The sequence below is a fragment of the Mesorhizobium sp. NFR06 genome, assembly GCF_900115245.1.
Taxonomy (GTDB): Bacteria; Pseudomonadota; Alphaproteobacteria; order Rhizobiales; family Rhizobiaceae; genus Mesorhizobium.
This window is the reverse complement of sequence record NZ_FOVT01000005.1, coordinates 1-12,176: the sequence shown is the minus strand read 5'-3', so window position 1 is coordinate 12,176 and position 12,176 is coordinate 1. Positions and strand designations below refer to the sequence as shown.

Here is a 12,176-nt window from a genome sequence, read left to right as displayed (position 1 = left end):
GATTTCTGGGGTCATGCGTCAGCGCCCGTTGGCGCCTTTCAGGCGCGACTTGACGACCAGCGGCTGGATGTAGGGCTCCAGCGATTTCAACGTGCGGGCAAGCGCGCCGCGCATCTCGTCGACGGTGGCCGCACCCGCCGCCATCATTTCGTGGCGCGCCGCTTCGTTGGTCAAAAGGAAATTGACGGCGCCGGCCAGCATGTCGCGGTCGCGCACCAGCTTGGCGCCGCCGCTGTCGAGCAGGCGCTGATAGGCCTCGCGGAAATTCTGCACGTTGCGGCCGGCAAGCACGGCGGTTTCCAGCATCGCCGGCTCGAGCGGGTTCTGGCCACCTTGCGAGGTCAGCGAGCGGCCGACGAAAGCGATTTCCGTCAGTCGCAGGTAAAGCCCCATCTCGCCGATCGTGTCGCCCAGGAGGATATCGGTGTCCGACGAGATGCGGTCGCCCTTGCTGCGCCGCGCGACCGACAGCCCCATGCCGGAGATCTGCGCGGCAAGCGCATCGGCGCGGTCGGGGTGGCGCGGCACGATGATGGTCAAGAGCCCATGATGGCGCCTGTGCAGGGTGGCATGGACCTCCGCGGCCACCACCTCCTCGCCGTCATGGGTCGAGATCGCCGCCCAGGTCGGCCGATTGCCGATCTGGCGCTGCAGGATGGCCAGCACGCGCTCGTCGACGGGCGGCGGGTTGGTGTCGACCTTGAGATTGCCGGAGACCGTGACCGGCCGGGCGCCGAGCGCGCGGAAGCGTTCGCCGTCGACATCCGACTGGGCGATGACATGGGCGAGGTTTTCGAACAGCGCTTCGGCGACGCTGGCGCGCTTCTTCCATGAGATGAAGGAGCGGTCTGACAACCGGCCGTTGACCAGGACCTGCGGCACGTTGCGCGCGCCAAGCTCGAGAATGGTCATCGGCCAGATTTCCGATTCGGCGATGATCGCCAGTTCCGGCCGCCAGTGATCGAGGAAGCGGCTCACCGCCGGCTTGAGATCGAGCGGCACATATTGATGGATGATTCGGTCGCCGAGGCGCTCGTCGGCAACCTTCGCCGATGTCACGGTGCCGGTGGTCAAGACGATGTTGACGCCATAGTCGAGGATGCTCTCGACCAGCGGCACCACCGCGATCGTCTCGCCGACGCTTGCGGCATGGATCCAGATCACCGGCCCTTCCGGCCGGGGCCGACCAGCGACGCCGTAGCGCTCGCGACGGCGCGCGCGATCCTCCTTGCCGCGCGAGGCGCGAAAGGCGACATAGGGACCGATCAATGGATAGGCGACCGCCCCCGCATAGCGATAGGCGGTTAGGGCCGCACGCGCCCAGCGCTCGCTCATTTGCCGCCATCCACGAGGCGATAGACCTCAGCCGTGGCGGCGTTGAGGGAGGCGGTTACCTCCTGGCGCTTGCGCTCCATCTCGGCTTCATCGGCATCGGCCGGCACGAAGACCGGCGTGCCGACGATGACCGCGGAGCGCCCGAAAGGCAGGTTGATGGTGGTCTTGTCCCAGCTGCCCTCCAGCACCTTGCGGCGGCTGGTGGCGATGGCCGAGGGCAGGATCGGCCGGCCGGAAAGCCTTGCCAGAAGCACGATGCCAAGCCCGGCGTCGCGCGGGGTGCCGTGCGGAATGTCGGCGATCATGGCGACGTTCTTGCCGGCGACCAGCGATTTCTTGAGCGCTATCAAGGCTTTGGCGCCACCTTTGTCGAGATGCCTCGAACTGTCGCGGCCGCCGGAGCCGCGCACCGCCTCGATGCCGAACTTCTCGATCATCAGCGCCTGGAGCTCGGCGTCGGCGCTGCGCGACACCATTGCCACCAGCGGCCGGCCCTTGGGGTAAAAAGCAGGCGTCAGAAGATGCTGGCCGTGCCACAGCGCGATGATGCCGGGCTCCAGATGCGCATAGGCGCCGCCGGCAACCTGGGTCGAGCCTTCGACCAGCGGACTGGTGAGGCGAATCAGGCGCACGAACCAGGCGAACAGGCTGGCGATGAAATTCTTGACGAAACTGGACTGCGCCAACGGCTCGCGGATGCGCCGCCACAGCGTGCGCGTTCCGCCGCGTCTGGCAGCGCGCCGCCCGGTCGCCCCTTTCACCGCCTCATGCTCCATCGACGTCAACCGCCGACCTTCGATTCTGGATCGAGCAAACGGTGCAGATGAACGACGAAATAGCGCATATGGGCATTGTCGACACTGGCCTGCGCCTTGGCCTTCCAGGCGCCAAGAGCGGTTTGATAGTCGGGATAGATGCCGACAATGTCGAGAGCGTCGAGATCGCGGAACTCGGTTCCACCCAGCTTTTTCAGCTCGCCGCCGAACACCAGGTGCAAAAGCTGCTTCTTTCCGTCTTCCACGGCCATGCCGATCCTTCGCATATTCATGAATTGTGACAGGTCTAGACCAAAGCGGTCGGTTTTGGAACTATGGACGGCCTCACCCTCCGTCAGCTCCGGCGATGACACCGGCAAGGACAGCCAGAAGTTCGCCGCTGCCGGCGGCGAGCGCACCGTGATTGATGACCTCGCCGGCATAGCGAGGCGGCTTGCCGTCGCGGTCGAGCAACGCGCCGCCGGCCTCGCTGAGAATGAGATCTGCGGCGGCGATATCCCAGTCATGCGCGCTCGGCTTGACGAAGGTCGCGTCGAGCTTGCCGGCGGCAATCATCGCCAGACGGTAGGCGAGCGAAGGAATGTAGGCTGTCCGCCGCAGCCTGTCCTGCCAGGCTTGCGGCATTAGGTCGACGAGCGGCTTGGGACCGCCGATATCGATGCTTTCGCCAAGCGGACGCACATGGATGCGCTTATCGTTGAGATAGGCACCCTCGCCCGGCAGCGCCCAATAGGTCTCGTGCTTGGCCGGGCATTCGAGCACGCCGGCCAGCGAGCGGCCGTCCTCGACCACGGCGACGCTGACGCACCAGGAATGCAAGCCGTCGAGAAAACCGCGCGTGCCGTCGATCGGATCGACGACGAAAGTGCGGCGGGCCGACAGCCTGGCATGATCGTCGGCGGTCTCCTCCGACAGCCAGCCATAGTCCGGACGCGCGCTGAGCAAGGTTTCGCGCAGATAGGCGTCCGCCGCATGGTCGGCCTCGCTCACCGGCGAGGTGCCGCCCTTCATCCAGACCTGAGGGTTGTTGCCGAAATAGCCCATGGCGATCGCGCCGGCCTCGCGGGCGGCCTCGCGCAGCAAAGCAAGGTCTTCGCGGGCGGCGCTCGATGTCAGTTGGTCAAGCGCCGGCAAGGGTCATCCCTTCGATCAGGAGCGTCGGCGCCGCCGTGCCGAAATTGCGGTCGAGGTCGCTCGCCGGCACCATGTTGAGAAACATGGTCTTCAGGTTCGAGGCGATCGTCACCTCGGCCACCGGATAGGCCAAGGCGCCGTTCTCGATCCAGTAGCCGGAGGCGCCGCGGCTGTATTCTCCGGTCACCAGGTCGACGCCCTGGCCAAACACCTCGGTGACATAGAAGCCGCTCTTCAACGACGCGATCAAATCTTCCGGCGAGCGCTCGCCGGGCTCGATGGCAAGGTTGGTCGAGGACGGCGAAACGGACGAGCCGCTGCGCGAACCGCGCCCGTTGGTGGTGAGGCCGAGCTCGCGCGCGGCCGAGGTCGACAGGAACCAGTGGTTCAAGATGCCCTTCTCGACCATCAGCAGCTTTTCGCCCTCGACGCCTTCGCCATCGAAGGGGCGCGAGGCCTGGCCGCGCCGCCGCAAAGGCTCGTCGGTGACGGTGATCGAGGCCGAGGCCACTTGCTTGCCCATCATGTCGCGCAGGAAGCTGGTCTTGCGGGCGACCGCGGCGCCGTTGATGGCGCCGGCGAGATGGCCGGCGATGCCGCGCGCTACACGCGGATCGAACACCACATCGACCGGGCCGGTCGCCGCCTTGCGGGCGCCGAGCCGACGCACCGCACGCTCGCCGGCCTTGCGGCCGATGTCTTCCGGCGCGTCGAGATCGGCGAAATGCTGGCGCGAGGAGAATTCATAGTCGCGCTCCATCGCCGTGCCCTCACCGGCAATGACGCTGGTCGAGCGCGAGAAACGCGAGGCGACATACTGGCCGAGAAATCCATGCGAGGTGGCGAGAACCAGGCCGCCGAGGCCGGCGCCGGCGCTGCTGCCCGCCGAATTGGTGACGCCCTTGACGGCCAATGCAGCCGCTTCTGCGGCAAGTGCGGCTTCCTTCAACTGGTCGGCCGACACCTCGGTCGGGTCGAAGAGGTCGAGGTCGCGCAGATTGCGGGCGAGCAGCGCCGGATCGGCGAGGCCCTGGAACGGATCCTCCGGCGAGACCCTGGCCATCGCCACCGCACGCTCGGCAAGCGCCTTCGGGTCGGAAGCAGCTGTGGCCGAGACGCTCGCCACGCGCTGGCCGACGAAGACGCGCAGGGAGACATCCTCGCTCTCCGACGATTCGGTGCCCTCGACCTTGCCCAACCGCACCGACACGCCGGCCGAGCGGCCGCGCACCGCGACAGCGTCGGACGCGTCGGCGCCGGCGCGCTTTGCGGCCTCGACGAGCGCTGCGACGCGATCGGTCAATTTCGCTGCGTCGAGCTTGTCGGTCATGCGGTTGTTCCTGTTTGTCCAAGCGGCCCTGGAGGAAGGACGCTGCCGCACCATCTATTGTTCCGTCGTCGCTTGTGCAATGGGCGCTTGTGCAATGGGCGAAGGCCAATCAGGATGCCGCGACCAAATCGCCCCAAAGCGGCTGGAACGGCCGCTTGCAGCACCTTGTCTATCCGGAGTTCTCGCATGACGCTCTTCCACCTCGCCTTCCCGGTCCGTGATCTCGACGAAACCCGTGCTTTCTATGGCGAGGTGCTGGGCTGCGCGATCGGCCGCTCGTCCGCGACCTGGGTCGATTTCGACCTCTTTGGCCACCAGATGTCGGCGCATTTGCGGCCGCAGGCGGCCGAGGCTGCCCATGACGGCAAGGTCGACGGCGTTGCGGTGCCGATTCCGCATTTCGGCGCTGTGCTTTTGATGGATGAATGGGAACGGCTCGCCGCGCGGCTCGAAGCCCACTCCGACATAGACTGGTTGGAGCGGCCGATGGTGCGCTTCAAGGGCGAGCCCGGCGAACAGGCGACGCTTTTCATCCGCGACCCTTCGGGCAACGCCCTCGAATTCAAGGGATTTCGATCGCTGGAGCAGGTGTTCGCGCATTAGGTCGCACCTGCTGGCGGCCGGCAATTAGGGCTCTGCCACGGGTGCCCAGATCACATCTTCGATTCTGGTGGCGCCCGTCGCCAGCATCACCAGCCTGTCGAAGCCGAGGGCCGAGCCACTGGACTGCGGCATGATGGCAAGAGCGGCGAGGAAATCCTCGTCCAGCGGGTAGCGCTCGCCATAGATGCGCTCCTTCTCGTCCATCTCGGCGATGAAGCGGCGCCGCTGCTCGGCCGGATCGGTGAGCTCGCCAAAAGCGTTGGCGAGCTCGACGCCGCAGCAATAGAGCTCGAAGCGCTCGGCAACGCGCGGATCCCGCGCGCTCGGCCGGGCCAGCGCTGCCTCCGAAATCGGGTAGCCGTAAAGAATGGTGGCCCGCCCCTGCCCGAGCGCCGGCTCAATTTTCTCGACCATCACCCGGCTGAACAGGTCGGCCCAATTGTCGTCGGGCGCGGCGCGCAGTCCGGCACCGCGCAGCGCGTCGTGAAGCGCGTCGCGGTCTGTGCCGCCATCGACCGACACGGTCGCCAGGAGGTCGATGCCGGCATGGCGCGTAAAGGCTTCGGCCACGCTCAGCCGCTCCGGCTCAGCGAACGGGTCGGCCTCGCGACCACGAAACCGGAAGCTTCTGGCGCCGGCCTTTTCCGCCGCGAACGCCAGGAATTCGGCGCAGTCATCCATCAGGCGCTCGTAGGTCTCGCCGACGCGGTACCATTCGAGCATGGTGAATTCGGGATGGTGCAGCGGGCCACGCTCGCGGTTGCGCCAGACTGCGCCGAGGCTGAAGATGCGTTCCTCGCCGGCGGCAAGCAGCTTCTTGCAGGCGAATTCCGGCGAGGTGTGGAGATAGAGCGGCCGGCGCGACGCGTCGGGGCCGATCGCCTCGGTAGCGAAGGCGGCGAGATGCGCCTCGTTGCCGGGCGAAACCTGCAGCGCGGAGGTCGTCACCTCGACGAAATCGCGTTCGGCGAACCAGCAGCGAAGGGCGGCGGCGATGGCGTTGCGCGCCATCAGCCGCGGGCGGCGATCGGCATGGACGTGAGGCGTCCACCAGGGCGAAGCGGCGGTCATGGGCAGGAAAATCGCGCCGAACACTGGCGGTTCGATGCAAGATGCGCTAGGGCGCAGGCGATAGCCGCCGTCGCCGCTTCGCGGAAATCGACGCCTGCAGGCCGAAAAACTCGAATGGGATAGAATACCGTGGTCAAGGTCATCGCCAGTTCCTTACGCAAAGGCAACGTCGTCGATAAGGACGGCAAGCTCTATGTCATCCTCTTTGCCGAAAATATCCACCCTGGCAAGGGCACGCCGGTGACCCAGCTCGACATGCGCCGCATCGGCGACGGGGTGAAGGTTTCAGAGCGCTACCGCACGACCGAAATGGTCGAGCGCGCCTATGTCGAGGAGCGCGAGCACACCTTCCTCTATTCCGATGGCGAAGGCTTTCATTTCATGAACCCGGAAAGCTACGACCAGGTCGTGGCCCCGGAAAGCGTGGTCGGCGACATGGCGCCCTATCTTCAGGAAGGCATGGCCGTGCAGCTGGCGCAGTTCAACGGCGTGCCGATCTCGCTGGTGCTGCCGCAGCGCGCCACCTTCGAAGTGGTCGAGACCGAACCGGTCACCAAGGGCCAGACCGCGTCTTCCTCCTACAAGCCGGCCTTGCTTTCCAACGGCGTGCGCACCGCCGTGCCGCCGCATATCTCCGCCGGCACCCGCGTGGTGGTGATGACTGCCGACGGCTCCTATGTCGAGCGCGCCAAGGACTGAGGCTTATGGCGGCGCAATTGCCACAGCTCGCCTGTGATCGGGCGGGCTACACCGCGAACGCGCCCATCGACTTGCGCAAGGTATGAGAGGCGTGTCCGCTTCGGGCGCTGTCCGCGGCAGGTTCGGTTGAATTACTGTCCCGAAGGGGACGATATCAGCACGTATCCGCGGGTTCTGTTCTGGTTGTCGCTGTCGACCGTGTTCATCGCTGCGAACAGGTCGGCCGTTTTCACCCACACCGGCGGATATTTGTAACGAGCGACATCGAGGATCAGGAACCTGTCCGCTTTCTCGTCGTAAGCGGCTAGCGGGGATATATGCCCGCCCTTTTCCTGGCCCATCGCCTTGCGCAAATAGTTGACGATGACGAAGTGTCCGGGTTTGGAAAGGAAGGCACTGGCCTGGGTCCGGAACTGCTCAGGGCCGACCTCCGACGCATGGCGGACCTCGGCCTTGATCGGCTGCGTGGAAAGGATGGCCCCGATCTGGTCGAGCGTCATCCCCTGCTTGTCCAGGACCTGGCGAGGAAGAATGGCCTCCGTGCGCTCGTTCAGGACATTATCCTGTGTGAACGTTCTATAGGGTTCGTATTCGGGCACCGCGGGCGCCGGAACGTTGAGCGCATTCAGCACCATGACGATGCTGGCCACGCCGCAATAAGCCTGCGTCTTTTGTGTGAGAAAGTTGCTCGCGAGAGGAAAATAGGCTTCCTTCGCCGTGCTCTCGGCAAGAAAACCCTCTCCGGAGGGGGAACTGAATCCGGTCAGGTTGTCCGGAAGCTTCAGCGTCTCCGAGAAGGCGCTGGATGCCGCCAAAAGAAATATCAACAAGAGCGAATACAAACGCGCAGACATTTTGACCCTCCGCCCGGTTAAGAAAGCGTCGAGGAACATACCAGCTTGTCGATGCGGTGGCACGTTCGAGTTCGATGCTGCCGGCACGCCGCCACAAGCCTTGCGCCCTACCCCCGACGCCGATCCGAAACCGGCGTCGGGACGCGGCGCCGCGCAAGCGGTCGTCTCGTTACTACCTCATTGACATCAGGTCGGTCATCAGCCCGACCCTGAGGAATAACGTAGGTCTGGCTGGCTCCGGACAGCCGATGTCCTTCAACTGATCGGGTGTCATGTCTGCCAACGCCCTGCGTCCTGCAGCGGCCGTCCGCCAGGCCGTGAAGGCAGCCACCACCATAGCCATGCCTTGCGACGCTGCCTCGAGCGGCCAGGGTTTCCATGCATTGGCCTTAGCGTGAGTTTCCGTGCGAGCCATTTTTGCTCTCCCGTTCCAGGTTACGCCCGGAGCTTGCCACTGCGGTGATTTGCAGTTGTTCAGACAGGCGTTAACCGTCGAGGAGACGGCCGGCCGACCGCCGTTAAATCCGCGTTAAATCGACCGGCAAAAATGTTATTGTGCCGATGCGTTCGAAATTCGGAGGGGCGTCGTGCGCATCCGGTTGCTTGGCGGTCTCGAAGTGACTTCGGCGGATGGGCAGCCTGTCCGGTTCGCAACACGCAAATCCGCGCTGCTCTTTGCCGCCCTGGTCCTGGCGGGCCGCCGGGGCCACCATCGCGAATTGCTTGCCGAAGGGTTTTGGCCGGGACGAGGCGACGCGCAGTCGCGAAACAGCCTGCGCCAGGCCCTTGCCGACATCAGGCGATGGTTTCCCGCCGGTGGCAATGCAGCCATTTCCCTCGAGGGAGATCAAGAAACGGTCGCGCTGACTGCAGGCCCGGACGAAGCCGATCTCTGGCTCTTCGAGCGCAAGCTCGCCGAGAGCGGAACGGCGGACCTCGCCCTCGCCGCCGAGCTTTACCGTGGCGACGTCCTTGCGGGCGAAGTCATTCCCGACGGCCTGGATGAATGGTTCAGCCCATATCAGGTCAGGTACCGGCAGAAGGCGCTGCAACTGGTGGAACGCCTGAGCCTCGCGCTGCCCGAAACTGGATCCGCGGATGAAGCGGCCTGCGAACGGCTCGCGGAAAGGCTGCTCGCCTCGGATCCGACCGCGGAGCCGGCCCATAGGACATTGATGCGCATCTACGCCGCCCGGGGCCACGAAAACGCGGCCCTACGCCAGTTCGAATCCTGCCGCGCGCTGCTGAGGAAGCACCTGGCTGTCGAGCCCGAGGCACAGACCAACGCGCTGGCGGCGGCGCTGCAAACGCGCGGTGGGCATCGCCTGACCGCGTCGGCGCAAGCGCCGCATCAGCCTATCTCCATGGCGGCGCGGCCGCATGACCAGCCCTCGGTGGCGGTGATGCCCTTCGACAATCTTGGCGGGGCGGACGACGAGTATTTCGCCGACGGCGTCGTCGAGGAAATCACCGCCGCGCTTTCGCGCGTCCGCGCCTTCTTCGTCATCGCGCGGCAGTCCGCGTTCACCTACAAGGGACGCTTCGTCGACGTGCGTGAGGTGGGCAGGGAACTCGGCGTCAATTACGTCGTCGAAGGCACCGTTCGGCGGGGCGGCAACCAGCTGCGCATTTCGGTCCAGCTGGTCGATGCCGAGACGCGGGCACAATTATGGTCCGAGCGCTACGAGGGCGCGATCGAAGCCGTTTTCGAGTTTCAGGACAGGATCGCGGCGCAGGTGGCGGGCGCCATCCATCCAGCCATCCGCGGTGCCGAAATCGAGCTGGCCAAGCGCAAGCCGCCAACCAGCCTGCGGGCCTACGATATCGTCATGCGCGCCTATCCGAACATTTGGGGCCGCCGCAAGGACACCAACGACCAAGCGATAGAGCTGCTCAAGAAAGCGATCGCAGTCGATCCGTGCTATGGACGCGCCCATGCGCTGCTGGCCTGGTGCCACGCCTCGAACGCCGCATATCTGTGGGCGGAGCACCCGGAAAGCGAACTGAAAAAAGCGCGTGCGGCTGTCGAAGCAGCGGGCTCGATCGGCGATGATCCAACCGCGTTGACCGCTGCCGGCTCGGCATTGAGCATGTGCGGCGACCAGGAACGCGCCGCCACCTTCATCGAAAAGGCGCTCACGCTCGATCCGAACAATGCATGGGCATGGGCACGGCGTGGCTGGATCGCGATTTACACCGGCGAAGCCGCCAGCGCGCCGGAACGGTTCCAGCGGGCGATGACATTGAGCCCGATGGATCCGTTCGCATTCGCGATGCGACTGGGAATGGCATCCTCGATGGCCATGGCGGGTTCTCTCTCCCGGGCCGTGGCGATCGCGCGCGAGGTTATCGCAGCCCATCCCGACATCATCATGTCCTATCGGTATCTCACAACATGGGCGGCGATGAGCGGCGACCTGGAGACCGCCCGGTGGGCCGCGCAAAAGCTGCTCACCGCCCAGCCCGATTTCACGATCGAGCGATATAGGTCGCTGCCCGTCTTTCGGCACATGCCGGACTGGGCAGACCGGGTCGTCGAAGCCCTGAAGCTGGCGGGATTGCCCGAGCGCTGATTATGCGTTTAGCCACACGATCAGGCGGCCATTTCCACCGGCAGGCGCTGGCCGCTTTCCATTCCGGCATGCCGTCTTCCAGCCTGCGCGCAGCATGCCCAGCAGAGCGCAGCGCCGCGACCGCCTCGAAGGACATCACGCACCGCGGGCCGCGGCAGTAGCGTCAATGCCTGCCTTTGCCAACCGGAGCGTTGGCGTTCGCGGCAAGCTTGGTTGTGTTACCCAGTCCGCTTTCAGGCTTGGCCGGTGTCTTTTCCTGTTTCGGCTTCCTGATCTCGCGATTGCTGCGTTTTTGTCCCTTAGTCATGGCCGAATGTCCTTTCGATCAGGGTTGCATGGTCACCGGACTGCGAAGGCCGGACCGGTTCGAGGCTGTCCTGTGTCGTCACCCGCTCATGACGTTCACCGGCGTTTCGGATGCGGTATTGCGGAGAACCTCCCCTCGGCGGGAGCGTACCGGTGATGCGGTAGACTTCCGCCGTCGTCGGGAATGTACCGAAGTTGCCGCGCAAGCGGACAGCTTGCCCTACCGCAAAAACGTGGGTTGCCGCGGCAGGCCGAATGGAGCGGGCGCCGGGTTGGCGGGCGCTTGCATAAGTCATAGTTGTTTATCCTTTTCGAGTGCGGCATCGAGATCCGCCGAATCGATAGGCACCATCTGCCGCGTGGGTCCGCGCATTCCGATGCCTGGCAAGTGAACGAAAGCGCCGACACGTCGCCATGCAAGCCAGGAGGCACCCTCGATCGCTTCCTCATCATGCTCGACGCGATAGTCGCCGGCCGCTTGCACCGTATCGAAACCCGGCAACCTGAACGGTGCGGAGAAATGGACGACGGTCTGTGTGGTACGGCTGGCCATTTTTGCGATTTCCGCAGGAGCAGGCGGATGCGCCTCCTGCATCATTCCCATCCGAACCGGAACGATGCCGATGCCGCCAGTACATCCGTGGTCAGCGCCGGCGTTCATTCCAGGTTTGAACGGAGCAGCATACGCGCCGGATTGGCGCAATGGAGCCGCTATTCGAGAATTCGGGGTGAATGGCGGTCTCTGACCACCGCAAAAAGCCAAATCAACGAGCTATTCATATGCGCTTCAATCAAGTTTGGAACAAGGTACGGCATGAATTTTATTTTCAGCATCGATTTAAAACTCAGGTATGAAGCGATAAACAATCGTTTGAAACCAACGATACAATCTCCCATCTCTCCGCCTCGCATGACATAATCGGCAAAATAGTTAGTGGCATCCACGTAATTATTTTTGGCACTCCTATCATTCGAGTGCCAAACGGGCTATGTTGGTGACGTGGCAGCCCTGTGCGCTGCCGCAGAAAGACCCCAATGAAATTCCGGCCACTTCATGACCGCGTCGTCGTCCGGCGCGCGGAAAGCGATTCGAAATCCAAAGGCGGGATCATCATTCCCGACACCGCGAAGGAAAAGCCGCAGGAAGGCGAGGTGATCGCCGTCGGTCCAGGTTCGCGCGACGAAAGCGGCAAGCTGGTTCCCCTCGACGTCAAGGCAGGCGATCTCATCCTGTTCGGCAAATGGTCCGGGACCGTGGTCAAGATCGACGGCGAAGACCTCCTGATCATGAAGGAGAGCGACATCATGGGCATCGTCGAGAAGACCGGAGCAGCTACAAAAAAAGCCGCCTGACCATACCCTGCGCCTCCCACTCTCAACACAGGACTGGACGAACATCATGTCTGCCAAGGAAATCAAATTCGCCGGCGATGCGCGCGACCGCATGCTGCGTGGCGTGGAACTCCTCAACAACGCGGTAAAGGTGACTCTCGGC

Annotated in this window: 14 protein-coding genes and 1 pseudogene; 4 read left to right on the top strand and 11 right to left on the bottom strand. The window is 64.3% G+C overall.

The window, feature by feature from the left end; all coding sequences use genetic code 11:
* Positions 1–18: 18 nt before the first annotated feature.
* The 5 genes from waaA to F3H96_RS10840 all read right to left on the bottom strand — a co-directional run bounded on the left by waaA (position 19) and on the right by F3H96_RS10840 (position 4,575).
* A complete protein-coding gene (waaA, locus tag F3H96_RS10860; protein ID WP_149791949.1) occupies positions 19–1,335 on the bottom strand; it encodes a lipid IV(A) 3-deoxy-D-manno-octulosonic acid transferase in 1,317 nt (438 codons plus the stop codon).
* Positions 1,332–2,111, bottom strand: coding sequence for a lysophospholipid acyltransferase family protein (locus F3H96_RS10855; protein ID WP_149791948.1), 780 nt, complete (start codon positions 2,109–2,111; stop codon positions 1,332–1,334). The genes waaA and F3H96_RS10855 overlap by 4 nt, the downstream gene beginning before the upstream one ends.
* A gap of 5 nt (positions 2,112–2,116) precedes the next feature.
* A complete protein-coding gene (locus tag F3H96_RS10850) occupies positions 2,117–2,362 on the bottom strand; it encodes a DUF4170 domain-containing protein (RefSeq protein WP_149791947.1) in 246 nt (81 codons plus the stop codon).
* 73 nt (positions 2,363–2,435) lie between these two features.
* Positions 2,436–3,245 carry a 3'(2'),5'-bisphosphate nucleotidase CysQ gene (locus tag F3H96_RS10845; RefSeq protein WP_149791946.1) on the bottom strand — a complete coding sequence of 270 codons (810 nt, stop codon included), beginning with the start codon at positions 3,243–3,245 and terminating at the stop codon, positions 2,436–2,438.
* Complete coding sequence (locus F3H96_RS10840) at positions 3,232–4,575, bottom strand: TldD/PmbA family protein (RefSeq protein WP_149791945.1); 1,344 nt, start codon at positions 4,573–4,575, stop codon at positions 3,232–3,234. The genes F3H96_RS10845 and F3H96_RS10840 overlap by 14 nt, the downstream gene beginning before the upstream one ends.
* 186 nt (positions 4,576–4,761) lie before the next feature.
* Here F3H96_RS10840 and F3H96_RS10835 point away from each other — a divergent pair, with 186 nt between their 5' ends.
* The gene (locus F3H96_RS10835; RefSeq protein ID WP_149791944.1) at positions 4,762–5,178 is read left to right on the top strand and encodes a VOC family protein; all 417 of its coding nucleotides are present in this window, start codon (positions 4,762–4,764) and stop codon (positions 5,176–5,178) included.
* 24 nt (positions 5,179–5,202) lie between these two features.
* On the opposite strand, the gene epmA is transcribed toward F3H96_RS10835, so the two are convergent.
* On the bottom strand, positions 5,203–6,249 hold the full coding sequence (gene epmA / locus F3H96_RS10830; RefSeq protein WP_149802032.1) for an EF-P lysine aminoacylase EpmA: 1,047 nt from the start codon (positions 6,247–6,249) through the stop codon (positions 5,203–5,205).
* Between the two features lie 129 nt (positions 6,250–6,378).
* On the opposite strand from epmA, the gene efp reads away from it, so the two are divergent.
* Positions 6,379–6,948: an elongation factor P gene (gene efp / locus F3H96_RS10825; RefSeq protein WP_149791943.1), complete on the top strand. Its 570-nt coding sequence runs from the start codon at positions 6,379–6,381 to the stop codon at positions 6,946–6,948.
* A 131-nt stretch (positions 6,949–7,079) separates the two neighbouring features.
* Here efp and F3H96_RS10820 read toward each other — a convergent pair whose 3' ends face one another.
* On the bottom strand, positions 7,080–7,802 hold the full coding sequence (locus F3H96_RS10820) for a phytochelatin synthase family protein (RefSeq protein WP_149791942.1): 723 nt from the start codon (positions 7,800–7,802) through the stop codon (positions 7,080–7,082).
* Between the two features lie 172 nt (positions 7,803–7,974).
* Positions 7,975–8,139, bottom strand: a complete 165-nt coding sequence (locus F3H96_RS10815; protein ID WP_244619974.1) for a DUF1127 domain-containing protein — start codon at positions 8,137–8,139, stop codon at positions 7,975–7,977.
* A 250-nt stretch (positions 8,140–8,389) separates the two neighbouring features.
* Between F3H96_RS10815 and F3H96_RS10810 the strand changes: the two genes are divergently transcribed.
* Complete coding sequence (locus F3H96_RS10810; protein ID WP_149791940.1) at positions 8,390–10,375, top strand: BTAD domain-containing putative transcriptional regulator; 1,986 nt, start codon at positions 8,390–8,392, stop codon at positions 10,373–10,375.
* A gap of 20 nt (positions 10,376–10,395) precedes the next feature.
* On the opposite strand, the pseudogene F3H96_RS31045 reads toward F3H96_RS10810, so the two are convergent.
* The 3 genes and pseudogenes from F3H96_RS31045 to F3H96_RS10795 all read right to left on the bottom strand — a co-directional run.
* Positions 10,396–10,535: pseudogene (locus tag F3H96_RS31045) on the bottom strand (ArsR family transcriptional regulator); the annotation flags it as partial.
* A 139-nt stretch (positions 10,536–10,674) separates the two neighbouring features.
* Positions 10,675–10,977, bottom strand: coding sequence for a hypothetical protein (locus tag F3H96_RS31605; RefSeq protein WP_149791939.1), 303 nt, complete (start codon positions 10,975–10,977; stop codon positions 10,675–10,677).
* The gene (locus tag F3H96_RS10795) at positions 10,974–11,234 is read right to left on the bottom strand and encodes a hypothetical protein (protein WP_149802031.1); all 261 of its coding nucleotides are present in this window, start codon (positions 11,232–11,234) and stop codon (positions 10,974–10,976) included. Before F3H96_RS10795 ends, F3H96_RS31605 begins: the two co-directional genes overlap by 4 nt.
* A gap of 482 nt (positions 11,235–11,716) precedes the next feature.
* Here F3H96_RS10795 and F3H96_RS10790 point away from each other — a divergent pair, with 482 nt between their 5' ends.
* Entirely contained in the window at positions 11,717–12,034 is a 318-nt protein-coding gene (locus tag F3H96_RS10790; RefSeq protein WP_149791938.1) for a co-chaperone GroES, read from the top strand.
* The last annotated feature ends 142 nt before the right edge of the window (positions 12,035–12,176 follow it).

Excerpts from the sequence above, each read along its gene's own strand:
- waaA (WP_149791949.1), bottom strand. The coding sequence starts at position 1,335 with ATGAGCGAGCGCTGGGCGCGTGCGGCCCTAACCGCCTATCGCTATGCG.
- F3H96_RS10855 (WP_149791948.1), bottom strand. The coding sequence starts at position 2,111 with ATGGAGCATGAGGCGGTGAAAGGGGCGACCGGGCGGCGCGCTGCCAGA.
- F3H96_RS10850 (WP_149791947.1), bottom strand. The coding sequence starts at position 2,362 with ATGGCCGTGGAAGACGGAAAGAAGCAGCTTTTGCACCTGGTGTTCGGC.
- F3H96_RS10840 (WP_149791945.1), bottom strand. The coding sequence starts at position 4,575 with ATGACCGACAAGCTCGACGCAGCGAAATTGACCGATCGCGTCGCAGCG.
- F3H96_RS10835 (WP_149791944.1), top strand. The coding sequence starts at position 4,762 with ATGACGCTCTTCCACCTCGCCTTCCCGGTCCGTGATCTCGACGAAACC.
- epmA (WP_149802032.1), bottom strand. The coding sequence starts at position 6,249 with ATGACCGCCGCTTCGCCCTGGTGGACGCCTCACGTCCATGCCGATCGC.
- F3H96_RS10820 (WP_149791942.1), bottom strand. The coding sequence starts at position 7,802 with ATGTCTGCGCGTTTGTATTCGCTCTTGTTGATATTTCTTTTGGCGGCA.
- F3H96_RS10815 (WP_244619974.1), bottom strand. The coding sequence starts at position 8,139 with ATGGTGGTGGCTGCCTTCACGGCCTGGCGGACGGCCGCTGCAGGACGC.
- F3H96_RS31605 (WP_149791939.1), bottom strand. The coding sequence starts at position 10,977 with ATGACTTATGCAAGCGCCCGCCAACCCGGCGCCCGCTCCATTCGGCCT.
- F3H96_RS10795 (WP_149802031.1), bottom strand. The coding sequence starts at position 11,234 with ATGGCCAGCCGTACCACACAGACCGTCGTCCATTTCTCCGCACCGTTC.
- F3H96_RS10790 (WP_149791938.1), top strand. The coding sequence starts at position 11,717 with ATGAAATTCCGGCCACTTCATGACCGCGTCGTCGTCCGGCGCGCGGAA.